Source organism: Flavobacterium sp. UW10123, from assembly GCF_040538975.1.
In the GTDB taxonomy this organism is placed as follows: domain Bacteria; phylum Bacteroidota; class Bacteroidia; order Flavobacteriales; family Flavobacteriaceae; genus Flavobacterium.
Genome location: NZ_JBEWQE010000002.1, coordinates 179,961 through 192,911, shown reverse-complemented (window position 1 = coordinate 192,911; position 12,951 = coordinate 179,961). Strand labels below are relative to the sequence as shown.

Here is a 12,951-nt window from a genome sequence, read left to right as displayed (position 1 = left end):
TTTGTAACTAAAACTATCTTATAAGTATTATGAAAACATTTAAATTAGAAAACGAACCCAAAATAAAATCTGGCTTTAAAACTCCGGATCATTATTTTGATGATTTTTCAGAAAAGGTTTTACAGCAATTAAACGAAAAAGAAGTTAAAGTAATTCCTTTTTACAAACGTAAAAGAATACTTTGGACGGCTGCCGCTGCCGTAGTAGGCTTTGCATTATTAATTCCTGTCATAAATAATTATAAAGCTAATTCAAACGATCTTGACGAAGCTACTTTAGAAAATTATTTATCCTATCATTCTAATATTAGTCAATACGATTTAATTCAAAAATTAGATGATAACGATATTGAAAAATTAGGCAACGATGTTACTTTGGAAGATGAAACATTAGAAGATATCTTGGCAACAAGTCCAAACCTAGAACACTTAATTTCAGAACAAAATTAAATCAAACTTAACTCAACAACTTAGCTTAACAATGAAAATAAAAAACATTTTACCGCTATTGCTATTTCTGACAAGTTTTTCATTTTTTGCGCAAAATGGAAAAATTGATGAAAAGCGAGAAAAAATTAAAGCTTTTAAAGTGTCATTTTTAACGACAGAATTAGAACTAACTTCTACCGAAGCGGAAAAATTCTGGCCAATTTACAACGCTTATGACGATAAGCAATATGAATTGAAGTATTTAAAAATGAAAACTTATCTGAGACAGCTAAAAGATGACAATCTTAAAAATCTTTCAGATAAAGAAGCAACAACTTTATTATCTCAAATTGAAAGTACAGATAAAGAAATATATCAGCTTCGTGAAAAATACACGAACAGTTTGAAAAAAGTACTTCCTGCAAAGAAAATACTATTGCTTAAAAAATCAGAAGACGACTTTAATAGAAAATTATTGCAACAATACCGAGATAAAGGCAATAAAGATTAAGCTTAACAAAACAACAGCGATAAGAACCCTATATAATAATACTTACTTTATTATTTAGGGTTCTTATTTTTTTATTTAAAATTCAATCGAACTACTTTATTATGTCCAGCTGCGATTGCAGTATTTCTATTCACAAATCGAATAGTAAAAAATCTGTTATCTGTAGAAAGCTGCATCCAGTTTTCTCCTCCATTTTGAGAATACTGTATTCCTTCAGAACCTACGCAAACAATTTCTCTTCCATTGCCTCCCGGAACATATTGCACACATGATGCATAACCAAATCCCATATTCTGACCAATTAATTGCCAAGTCTTACCGCCATCTTTTGTAAAAGCTTTATTATTGGCTTTATTATTAGGCAGATCGTAATCTCCTCCTGCAATGAAACCTTGCTTAGAATCGTAGAAATCGGCAGTAAAAATCCCTGTCATTTGTTTTCCCTGTACGATAGGAGTTTCTACAACTTTCCATGTTTTTGCTTTATCCGGAGAATAAAAAACACGCGCTTTTTTTCCACCTGAAACTAGCCAAGTATCATTTCCTTTTATAACAATGTTAGTATTGCTGGCAGCAAAAGCAGCTTCACCTGTGCTATTTGTTGGTAATTTATCAGAAAGCAATTTCGTCCAAGTTTCTCCGCCGTCACGAGTAACAATAATTGAGAATGTATCTTCTGTTGGATCACCAATTGCAATTCCTTCCTTATCATTCCAAAACTGCATGCTATCGTAAAAAACCTTCGGATTAATTTCTTTGTAAACCAATTTAACTTTGCGGTCTTTTTTAGAAACTGAGTAAAGAAGTGCAGGATTTGCCACACTCAATAAAAAAATATCTTTTGAAGTTTGAGCAATACTTCTAAATTCTAATTTTAATGTGTCGCGATAAATATGTTCTTCAAATTTTTCCTTTTTATCCAGATCATAATAACCAAAACGAGAATTATCGGCTCCGTACCAAACTTTATTTTTGTCAATCAGAATTGCCCTAATACTAATTCTGTCTTTAAATAATGTATCTATTGTCATTGATGTAAAGCCATTATTGTAAACAACGTCAGTTTTATAGTTAAATGTCTTAAAAGACATCAGCAAAATAAAAATAACACAAAATAAAGCGAGTTTTTTCATAGGAAATTTAAAATTTGGTTAATGCTAAAATACGATTATTTATAAAATTTCAAAGTCATTCTGCATTCTTTTCTGGCATGGTAATTGTTTTCTTACAAATTAATATTTAACAAGTAAAATATGAAAAATATACTATTTACAGGGATATTTATACTTTTAGTAAATTCTCTCAGTGCGCAAAGAGTTAATGTATATCCTAAAAACTCTTATGTTCAAGAAAATTTAGATCTAAATGCAGTATCATCAATCTTTCAAGAATCGACAGATCTAGCTGATTTCGAAAGAAAACTTAATTATCCTGACTATAGAATCTCTAATCTTGATCTTAATGATGATAATAAAGTTGACTACTTACGTGTGACAAGCAATATTGTAAACAATGTTCAAATCATCCTAATCCAAGCCGAAATAAGCCCAAACATATACGAAGATATTGCAACAATAAATATTGTATTAAACTCATATCTAAATGAAGCTAATAAAAACTCGGGGCATAAATTGATAAACATTCTCTCCCCAATAATCTATACAGCTTTAACGATTATACTTTCAAAAGCAACATACTAATTTAAAAGAACTTTGCATACAAAACAAACAACTAAAAATTTTATGGCACAGTAATTGGATATCACAGAATATTAATCTTCAATATGATTTTATCATGAAAGCGAAAATACTTTTACTAGCCTTATTTGCATTAGGAATTAGTTCTTGTCAAGCACAAGCTGGAGCTACAGTATATGCAAAAAACTCAGATATAAGCGATAACTTAGATTTAAGAGCTGTTGCTTCGATGTTTGGAGAATCAGCTAACCTTCAAGATTTCGAGCGACGTTTAAATGATCCAAAATATCAAATATCAAATCTTGATCTTAACGGTGATGACGAAGTAGATTACTTACGTGTAATTGAAAGCGTTGAAAACAGAACTCACGTTGTTATTATCCAAGCAGTTTTAGATCGTGATGTTTATCAAGACGTTGCTACTATTGATGTAGAAAGAGACAATTATAATAAAGTAAGCGTTCAAATTGTTGGAAACTCTTACTTGTATGGAGCAAATTATATTTATGAGCCTGTTTATAGCGTTGTTCCTGTTATTTACACTTCATTCTGGGTAACAAATTACAGACCTTATTATTCAACTTGGTATTGGGGTTATTATCCAACGTATTATACTGCTTGGAGTCCTTACCCTGTTTACAGATACAGAAATAACATTAACGTTTGCATCAATGTACACAATACATACAATTATGTAAATGTGAGAAGAAGCTACAGGGCTCCAGCAATCTATGAAACAAGACGCACTTACGGTTATGAAAGAATGCGTCCAAACTACAGTTTTGCTGAAAGACATTCTAACACAACAAATAGATACGAATTAGATCAAAGACGCGTAGCGAGCAGAGAAACCAATAGAAATACGTACAACACAAACAGAAATTACACTGGAAGAACAACATCTGATAACGGAAATTCTAACAGAACGTACGCTGAAAATAGAAACGCAACAAACAGATCGTCTGTTGATAGAAGCAACAATAGCAATAGAGGTTACAACTCAACAGGCAGAAGTTCTGAAAGCGTAAATACAGAGAGAAGCACAAATCGTGATTATTCAACTAGAGCAAATAATCCACAAAGAGTTGAGACTACGCCAAGAACACAAAATACTCAGAGAGGAGATTACGGCAGCGGAAATACTTCTGCTACTTCAAGAGGATATTCTAATCGTGAAACATCTGCTCCAAGAACTGAAAGAAATTCAAGAAGCTATTCTGAAAGCCAATCTAGTAATTCAAACAGAGATTATTCTGCTAGACCACAGCAAAGCCAACGTTCAGAATCTCCACGCATGAGCCAAGAATCTTCTAGAGGAAACCAAGAATCTAGAGGTGGACAAAGCCAAAGAGATAACGGTTCAAATTCTAGAGGAAATGGCAGAAGAGGCTAATTTTCAAATTAAATAATACTCAAAAAAGAAAGCACAATTTTACGATTGTGCTTTTTTTTATCTTTTTAATTATAATTGCTGCTAATTTGTTTTAAAACAGTAAATTTGCAACCGTCTTTTTATAAAACTATACATGAGCGCATCGCATAAAAACTTACATAGTAAGTTGTCTATTGGGGGTTTATTGATTACTTTAGGGATTATTTATGGAGATATTGGAACCTCTCCATTGTACGTAATGAAGGCTATTTTGGGCGATCACACGATAAATGCCGATATTGTTTTAGGTGGTATTTCTTGTGTTTTTTGGACCTTAACATTACAAACTACAATTAAATATGTACTTATTACTTTAAGTGCAGACAACCACGGTGAAGGAGGAATTTTTGCTTTATATGCATTGGTCAAGAAAACAAAAATTCAATGGCTCATAGTACCCGCGATTATTGGAGGTAGCGCCCTGCTCGCAGACGGAATTATTACCCCGCCTATCTCTATTTCTTCTGCTGTAGAAGGAATTAGGGCATTCTACCCAACGATGCAAACACAAACTATCGTGTATATCGTAATTACAATTCTATTCGTTTTATTCACCATTCAGCAGTTCGGAACTAAATTGGTTGGTAAATTCTTTGCCCCAATGATGTTAATTTGGTTTGCCATGTTGGGAACTTTAGGAACAATTCAGGTTCTGAATTATCCAGAAGTAATTAAAGCGATTAATCCTTACTATGCTTATCACTTATTATCTATACATCCTGATGGTTTCTTTGTTCTTGGTTTTGTATTCTTATGTACAACGGGAGCTGAGGCTTTGTATTCTGACATGGGTCACTGTGGAAGAAAAAACATCAGAATCAGCTGGATGTTTGTAAAAACTACTTTAGTTTTAAACTATTTCGGTCAAGCAGCTTATTTAATTCACCATGAAGGAAGCACATTACAGCAATTAGGTGGCGAAAACGGAAACCCGTTTTACTTAATTATGCCACATTGGTTTTTACCTTTCGGAATTGTAGTTGCCACTCTTGCGGCTGTAATTGCCTCTCAAGCGCTTATCTCAGGTTCGTTTACATTAATTAACGAAGCAATGCGTCTGAACTTCTGGCCAAAAGTGAAAATCAAATATCCAACAGAAGTAAAAGGTCAATTGTATATTCCATCAATCAACTGGTTATTGTTTTTTGGCTGTGTTGGAATCGTTTTACATTTCGAGAAATCTGGAAACATGGAACATGCTTATGGTCTTGCCATTATATTGTGTATGATCATGACTACCATATTATTAAATTACTACTTAATCATGAAACGTGTAAAACTGTACTTCATGGTACCGTTGATCACTATTTATTTATTAATTGAGTTCAGTTTCCTTTTCGCTAATATTACCAAATTTGCAGAAGGTGGTTACGTAACATTAATCATTGCTAGTTTATTGATTTCTGTAATGACAATCTGGTATTTAGCTAAAAAAATCAACAAAAACTACACGAAAGTGGTTAAGGTTGACGACTACAAACAAGTTCTTGTAGAATTAAGCCAAGATTTATCTATTCCGAAATACGCTACGCATTTAGTTTATATGACCAATGCCAACCGCGTTGATGAATTGGAAGAAAAAATCATCTATTCTATCCTTCAAAAACGACCAAAAAGAGCCGATATCTATTGGTTTGTTCACGTGAATATTTTGACTGAACCATATAAAACGCAATATAAAGTAACCGAAATTGCGAAAGATGATATTTATAGAATTGATTTTAATTTGGGTTTTAGAGAACCAACCAAAATCAATTTGATGTTTAGAGAAGTTATCAAAGATATGGTAAAACGCGGGGAAGTTGATATTACGAGCCGTTATGAATCTTTGAACAAAAACAATATCATTGGAGACTTTAAATTTGTATTGTCTGAGAAATTCCTATCAAACGACAATGATTTAAGATGGCATGAAAATATTATCATGAACTCATATTTCTTTATCAAAAAACTGAGTTTGTCTGAAGAAAGAGCTTTTGGTCTGGACAGCAGCTCTGTTAAAATAGAGAAATTCCCAATGGTGCTTCATGCTCCAGAAAATATTGGATTAACGCGTATTATTTCAAAAGAATAAAAAGCTTAACAATAATTTCAAAAAAAACACTCTAAACTGGAGTGTTTTTTTCATTTAGTGAAAGTCTAAAGTAAGATTCAGTATTAAAAATTTAACTTTCAATCAATTAATAGTACCTTTGCAACTCAAATAATAGAAATGAGATTACACAGAAATTTAGTTTATACTACCATTGACTCTTTAAATGCAATTTTCAACGAAGGAGAATATGCTGATAAAGTGGTAGCAAGAGCATTAAAAAAAGACAAACGTTGGGGAAGTTCTGACAGGAAGTTTGTTGCTGAAACCATATACGAAATTGTTCGCTGGAAACGATTATACGCAGAAATTGCCGAAGTAAAAGAACCTTATGACAGAGACAATCTATGGAGAATGTTTGCTGTTTGGGCTGTTTTACGAGGTTATCCAATTCCAGATTGGAGACAACTGGAAGGAACTCCTGAAAGAAAAATCAAAGGACGTTTTGATGAATTATCTAAGACTAGAGCCATCAAAGAATCTATTCCAGATTGGATGGATGAATTAGGTGTAAAAGAATTAGGCGAAAAAGTTTGGGCGAAAGAAATTGCTGCACAAAATCAGCCAGCAAAAGTTATTCTTAGAACTAATACATTAAAAGGAACTAAAGAAAGCCTTAGAAATACTTTGATGGATTTAAATATTGAAACTGAATATTTAAAAGACCAGCCAGAAGCTCTTGTTTTAAAAGAAAGAGCCAATGTATTTTTGACAGATGCTTTTAAACAAGGCCTTTTTGAAGTTCAAGATGCAAACTCTCAATTAGTTGCAGGATTTTTGGATGTAAAACCAGGAATGCGTGTGGTTGATACTTGCGCAGGAGCAGGTGGAAAAACATTGCACATGGCTTCTTTAATGGAAAATAAAGGACAATTGATTGCAATGGACTTATACGAAAGTAAATTGAAGCAATTGAAATTAAGAGCTAAAAGAAATGGCGCTTTTAATATTGAATACCGCATTATTGATAGCACAAAAGTGATTAAAAAATTACACGAAAAAGCTGATCGTGTTTTAATCGATGCGCCTTGTAGCGGATTAGGTGTTTTGAAAAGAAACCCAGATTCTAAATGGAAATTACAGCCTGAATTTATCGACAACATTCGTAAAGTTCAGAGTGAAGTTTTAGAAAGCTATTCTAAAATTGTAAAACCAGGCGGAAAATTAGTTTATGCAACTTGTTCAGTTTTACCATCAGAAAATCAAGAGCAAGTAGAAAAGTTCTTAAAAACAGAAATTGGACAACAGTTTACATTTGTTGAAGACCGTAAAATGCTGGCTTCAGAATCTGGTTTTGATGGTTTCTATATGGCTTTACTGGAACGTAAAAAATAGGAAATTCCAATATTTAAATTCCAGCCTTGGAATTGCTTAATATTTAAAATCCCAAATTTCAATCTGAGTTATTGAAATTTGGGATTTTTTATTTTTATTCCAACTTTGTCAAAGTTTAAAACTTTGACAAAGTTCTAAACGCACACATTGGAATTTGGACCCGAGCGTTAGCGAACAGGCGAAGCAATTTTAAATATTGAAATTTTAATCCTGAAGGGTAGGTTTACGAAGTAATTTTCCGTTTTCGTTTTCTTTGAATTTTGAAACGAAAACTATTTCTTTTGGTTTTTCGTACTTTCCTAAAACATCAAAGAAATCAGGTTCAAACTCTTGTTTTTCTCCTTCGATAACTAAAACCAGTTTTTCGCCTAAAGTGGTATCTGGAAGTCCAGTTACAAAAAATCTGTTAGCAATTTTTCCGATCAGCTTGGCTTCAATTTGTTCTGGAATTAGCTTTACTCCTCCACTATTGATTACATTATCAATTCGTCCCAGAAATTTAAACTGCTGTTCGTTTAGTAATTCAATCAAATCGTTGGTTACAATTGGTTCATCAGAAATAGAAGCAACGTTAATAACGAGGCACTGACGATCATCCTGAGATATTTTTACATTTGGAAGGATTGAAAAAACAGAATCACCCAAACGTTTCGCAGCAATATGTGTGATTGTTTCAGTCATTCCGTACGTTTCATAGATTTCGGTTTTAAGTGGCAATAATTTTTCCTCAAGAGTCGAATCTAATTTAGCTCCTCCTATAATTAATTTATGCACTTTAGAAAGTCCATCAATAGAGTTTTGAACCTGAAGCGGTACCATCGCAACAAAATCATAAGTAGTTGTATTTAATTCTAACGGATGAAGACTTGGTGAAACAACATCCAATTCTAACCCTAAAATTAAACTGCGAACCAGCATCATCTTTCCTGCTATAAATTGAGTTGGAAGACACAATAAAGCTTTATCTCCTGGTTTTAAATCAAAAAAATCTCCCGTTGCCAAAGCTGATTGGATCATGGCCTGCTTCTTTAATCTGACCAGTTTTGGAAGTCCTGTTGTTCCAGAAGTCGTCATTTCGATATAATCTTTTTTATCAAACCAATCCAAAAAGAATTCTCCTATTGACTGTTCGTAAGTATCACCTTCTTTTATAAAACTATAAGCGACGCGGCACAAATCTTTTGCATTTAAATGATATCCATTTAATTTGAAATAATTGTGAACGTTATTATGAGTTAAGTTTTGCATATTATTAAGCATTTATTTCGACATTATTAATTTTCCCTGTAAGTCTCTCTTTCCAATTAGTCCAGCCATACTTTTTACTAAAAACAAAAAGCAGGATTGGGTAAATAACAACTACTGGCAGAATTACATCAATTCCTGCCGAAGGTTCTGAAAGATCTTTAAATATAGAATTCGTCTGAAAAACGGTCCAATCTGAAGTAACCAATAATGCTCCAACAAGATTGTTTGCAGCATGAAATCCTAGCGCCAATTCCATTCCTTCGTCCATCAAAGTGATAACTCCTAAAAATAATCCTGTTCCTATATAATAAATCATGATAATACTTCCCATTTTTTCAACTTCTGGATTAGTCCAGTGCATGGAACCAAATATTATAGAAGTCATAAGAAGCGGAAACCATCTATTCTGAGCTAAATTGGCAAACCCTTGCATTAGATATCCTCTAAAAACATATTCTTCAGTAGAAGTTTGAATCGGAATTAAAATGCATCCTAAAAAAGCCAATATTAAAAAAGGAACTAATTTAAACTGTAATACAAAATGCTCAGGAGATCTTAAATATACAAACAAAAAACTGAGCAATGAGAAAAACGACCACAAAAAGAAAGAAAACCAAATTCTCTTCCAATCTACTTTTGGTCTTGAAGTGGTAACCGACAATAGAGTTTGATGATGGATATATTTTACAACAAAATAAATTCCTGCAAAAGCAAAAACAAATGAAATCATGACCAGAAAGAGAGTTGTATTAGACTCAAACATTTTCATTACCCCTTCATTTGTAGTTGGAAAAGCTGTATGATCTATAAATGTTTTATAAAATACAGCCGCAGTAATTGGAATTTGCCCTATAAAAGATGCCGAAATAATAAAGACTGATCCTAAAAGATATTTCCAAAATTTGTTTTCGGGTTTAATCCCTTGTTCTAAAAACATAAATCTAAAATTTTAAAAAATGAGAATTCAAATTCGATAAGTTAGTCTTACTTTTGATATTGCTAAAATACCTCCTTTTTTATTGTACGAGTATTAAACATTTAAATATAACAAAATGATACAAATTTACCACAATCCGAGATGCGGAAAATCCAGAAATTGCCTTGCTTTTATTGAACAATCTAAACAAGATTTCGAAATTATACCTTATTTAACCGAAACTCCAACTTTTAGTCAGCTAAAGACACTATTAGACCAGCTAAATCTTGAACCATTACAACTTATCAGAACCAAAGAAAAAATCTGGATCGAAAACTTTAAAGGCAAAACCCTAAGTAATGACGAAATTATTAATGCAATGGTAGAAAATCCTATTTTAATCGAGCGTCCTATTGTTGTAAAAGACGGAAAAGCTATAATTGGCAGAGACCCAGAACTTGTTGCTTCTTTTTTAGATTGATTCTAAAATATTCCATTAACATTTTTTTGTGATTTCTCTCTTTAAACCAAAAACTACATTTGCCGTCTAAAGAGAAAAAGAAAACCAGAAAATGAAAAAAATCAAATTTGCTGTATTGCTTGTATTCTTGTTTACAAGTTTTTACAATTACTCACAACAAGGAGGCCCAGGAGGCAAAAACAAAGTAAAAGTCACCGGAAAAGTCTTTGAGAAAGTAAGCAAACAACCATTAGAATACGCCACAATTTCGCTTACCAAACCAAATGACACAAAAGTTGTTGCTGGTGGCATCACAAACCCAAAAGGAGAATTTGAAGTAGCGGTTTCGCCTGGAACTTACGATATAAAAGTGGAGTTTATTTCATTCAAATCGACTGAAATTAAGCAAAAAAGCATTCAAGATGACACTAATTTAGGTGTTGTAAACCTATCTGAAGATGCTGCACAATTAAACGAAGTAGTAGTTCGTGCTGAAAAATCGACAGTTGAAATTAAACTAGACAAAAAAGTTTACAATGTTGGTCAGGATATGATTGTAAAAGGCGGAAGCGTTAGCGATGTTTTAGACAACGTTCCGTCTGTTTCTGTTGATACTGAAGGAAATGTAAGTTTAAGAGGAAGCGACAACATTCGTATTTTAATTGACGGAAGACCTTCTCAAGCCATAAACATGGCTGAAGCTTTAAGACAGCTTCCTGCTGATGCAATCGACAAAGTTGAAGTAATAACAAATCCATCAGCGCGTTATGATGCAGAAGGTGGTTCTGGAATCATTAATATAATTCTTAAAAAAGGAAAAAACCAAGGTTTCAACGGAACTTTTATTGCTTCAACAGGTTTACCAGAAACTTATGGTTTAAGTGCCAACTTAAATTATAAAACCGAAAAATTAAACTATTTTACAACTGCTGGCTATAACTACAGAACAACAGAAGGTGCTGGACAAACAAATTCTGAATATTTAAATCCAGATGGTACAACAAAAAGTTTCTTAGATGAAGATCGTGATACAAAACGTATCAGAAACGGCTTTAATGGAAGAGCTGGTGTAGAATGGACAATAACCCCATCTACATTCTGGACAAATGCCATCAATTACCAAAAAAATACCGGAGACGACAGAGATTTGATCAATTACTATAATTATGATGCCAATCGTGTTTATACTGGAACATCATACCGTTTAAACGATGCAGATACTGGAAGTGAAAACTTTGAGTATACTTCGAACTTAATTAAAAATTTCAACGATAAAGGGCATAAACTTACTGCAGATCTTTCTATTTCAAGAAATACAGATGACAGCTATAGCACCATTACAGCTTCACCAAATTTCAATAATACATTAAACGACCAAATACAAAAACAAGTATTACTTCAAGCAGATTATGTCCTTCCATTAGGAAAAGGAGGTCAATTTGAAGCAGGATATAAAGGAAGCTTCGGAGATTTAAATAATGAATACTATGTTGCTACTTTAGTAGATGGTGTTTCTATAAAAAACCCTAATTTATCTAATACATTAGAGTACAAAGAAAACATCAACGCGCTTTACACGCAATATGGCTTCAAAGTAAATAAATTCTCTTATTTATTTGGCTTAAGATGGGAAGATACAGATATTCACGTTAACTTATTAGACAACAGTGTTTTCAATACTAAGAAATATAACAACTTGTTTCCAAGTGCTTTTGTTAGTTACGAAATCTCAGATCAAAGCAACTTTTCTGCAAGCTATAGTAAACGTTTATCTAGACCAAGAGGACGTTTCATGAATCCAGCAGTTAACTATGCTAGTAACGTTAACATCTTCCAAGGAAATCCAGACTTAGACCCTTCTTTAACTGATAAATATGATATTGGCTACATCAAAAAATGGGATAAAGTAACCTTCAATACATCGGCATATTTTGAAGACACAAAAGATGTTTTCAGTTTTGTAAGATCTCCTACAGGAGATGTGGTAACTCCAGATGGCGAAGTGGTAACACCTGCTCCAGGCGAGACAGTCGTGGGTACGCCAATAATTAAAAGTCAACCTATTAACTTAGGAAAAGAGCAAAAATTTGGTTTCGAATTTACATTTAATTACACTCCATACAAATGGTGGAAATTAAACAGCAACTTCAACTTTTTCAACGTAAAAACAACTGGAGAACACAGCTATACAGATACGCAAGGAAAAGAGATTGTTCAAGATTTAGACAATCAGGCTACTTCTTGGTTTGCAAGAGTAAACTCTAAAGTTACATTACCATATAAAATTGATTGGCAATTGACAGCAATGTATAACGGAGAGCAAAAAACAGCTCAAGGTAAAAACTTAGGCCAATTCGGAATGAATACCGCTTTCAGTAAAGATGTTATGAAAGACAAGGGAACCATTGCTTTCAACATTAGCGACGTATTCAATTCACGAAAAATGAGATCTTACACTTATTTAGATGATGTAAATTCATATAGTGAATTTCAATTCCGTAAACGTCAGTTCAATTTATCATTCACTTATCGTTTCAACAAACCAAAGAGTGAGAGAGATAAAAATGTACAGCCAAGAAACGATGGCGGTGGAGAAGGCGGTGGAGATTTTCCTGGATAAAACCTTTTAAATCCCAATATCAAAAATTCCAAATTCCAATTTTACAATTGGGATTTGGAATTTTTTATTTCCAGCTTTTTCTAAACTGTGTAGTTTTGTCAAAGTTCCAAATGTTAGTTATAGAAATTTGGATTTTTTGATATTAGCATTTACTTTTTTGAGCAAAAAAAAAAGAACCCTTTTGGGTTCTTTTCTTATGACATCAATCTAAA

General features: G+C 32.8%; 11 protein-coding genes. 8 read left to right on the top strand and 3 right to left on the bottom strand.

Annotated features, from left to right (window positions below; translation table 11 throughout):
* Positions 1-29 precede the first annotated feature (29 nt).
* Positions 30-449: a hypothetical protein gene (locus tag ABXT06_RS03150; protein WP_354589437.1), complete on the top strand. Its 420-nt coding sequence runs from the start codon at positions 30-32 to the stop codon at positions 447-449.
* 31 nt (positions 450-480) lie between these two features.
* On the top strand, positions 481-939 hold the full coding sequence (locus ABXT06_RS03145; protein WP_354589436.1) for a sensor of ECF-type sigma factor: 459 nt from the start codon (positions 481-483) through the stop codon (positions 937-939).
* Between the two features lie 71 nt (positions 940-1,010).
* Here the strand turns inward: ABXT06_RS03145 and ABXT06_RS03140 are convergent, their stop codons facing one another.
* Positions 1,011-2,072 (bottom strand): beta propeller repeat protein, encoded by a 1,062-nt coding sequence (locus tag ABXT06_RS03140; RefSeq protein ID WP_354589435.1) that lies wholly within the window; start codon positions 2,070-2,072, stop codon positions 1,011-1,013.
* A gap of 120 nt (positions 2,073-2,192) precedes the next feature.
* Here ABXT06_RS03140 and ABXT06_RS03135 point away from each other — a divergent pair, with 120 nt between their 5' ends.
* The 4 genes from ABXT06_RS03135 (at position 2,193) to ABXT06_RS03120 (ending at position 7,495) form a co-directional block, all read left to right on the top strand.
* Positions 2,193-2,639, top strand: a complete 447-nt coding sequence (locus tag ABXT06_RS03135; protein WP_354589434.1) for a hypothetical protein — start codon at positions 2,193-2,195, stop codon at positions 2,637-2,639.
* Positions 2,640-2,733: 94 nt separating this feature from the next.
* Positions 2,734-4,029, top strand: coding sequence for a hypothetical protein (locus tag ABXT06_RS03130; RefSeq protein WP_354589433.1), 1,296 nt, complete (start codon positions 2,734-2,736; stop codon positions 4,027-4,029).
* Positions 4,030-4,162: 133 nt separating this feature from the next.
* Positions 4,163-6,142, top strand: a complete 1,980-nt coding sequence (locus ABXT06_RS03125; RefSeq protein ID WP_111379013.1) for a KUP/HAK/KT family potassium transporter — start codon at positions 4,163-4,165, stop codon at positions 6,140-6,142.
* Positions 6,143-6,280: 138 nt separating this feature from the next.
* Complete coding sequence (locus tag ABXT06_RS03120) at positions 6,281-7,495, top strand: RsmB/NOP family class I SAM-dependent RNA methyltransferase (protein WP_354589432.1); 1,215 nt, start codon at positions 6,281-6,283, stop codon at positions 7,493-7,495.
* A 204-nt stretch (positions 7,496-7,699) separates the two neighbouring features.
* On the opposite strand, the gene ABXT06_RS03115 is transcribed toward ABXT06_RS03120, so the two are convergent.
* Together ABXT06_RS03115 and ABXT06_RS03110 are read right to left on the bottom strand one after the other, a co-directional pair.
* Positions 7,700-8,743, bottom strand: a complete 1,044-nt coding sequence (locus ABXT06_RS03115; protein ID WP_354589431.1) for an AMP-binding protein — start codon at positions 8,741-8,743, stop codon at positions 7,700-7,702.
* Between the two features lie 4 nt (positions 8,744-8,747).
* A complete protein-coding gene (locus tag ABXT06_RS03110; protein ID WP_354589430.1) occupies positions 8,748-9,680 on the bottom strand; it encodes a CPBP family intramembrane glutamic endopeptidase in 933 nt (310 codons plus the stop codon).
* 115 nt (positions 9,681-9,795) lie between these two features.
* Here ABXT06_RS03110 and arsC point away from each other — a divergent pair, with 115 nt between their 5' ends.
* Together arsC and ABXT06_RS03100 are read left to right on the top strand one after the other, a co-directional pair.
* A complete protein-coding gene (gene arsC, locus ABXT06_RS03105; protein ID WP_354589429.1) occupies positions 9,796-10,140 on the top strand; it encodes an arsenate reductase (glutaredoxin) in 345 nt (114 codons plus the stop codon).
* 91 nt (positions 10,141-10,231) lie between these two features.
* Complete coding sequence (locus ABXT06_RS03100; protein ID WP_354589428.1) at positions 10,232-12,739, top strand: TonB-dependent receptor; 2,508 nt, start codon at positions 10,232-10,234, stop codon at positions 12,737-12,739.
* Positions 12,740-12,951 lie beyond the last annotated feature (212 nt).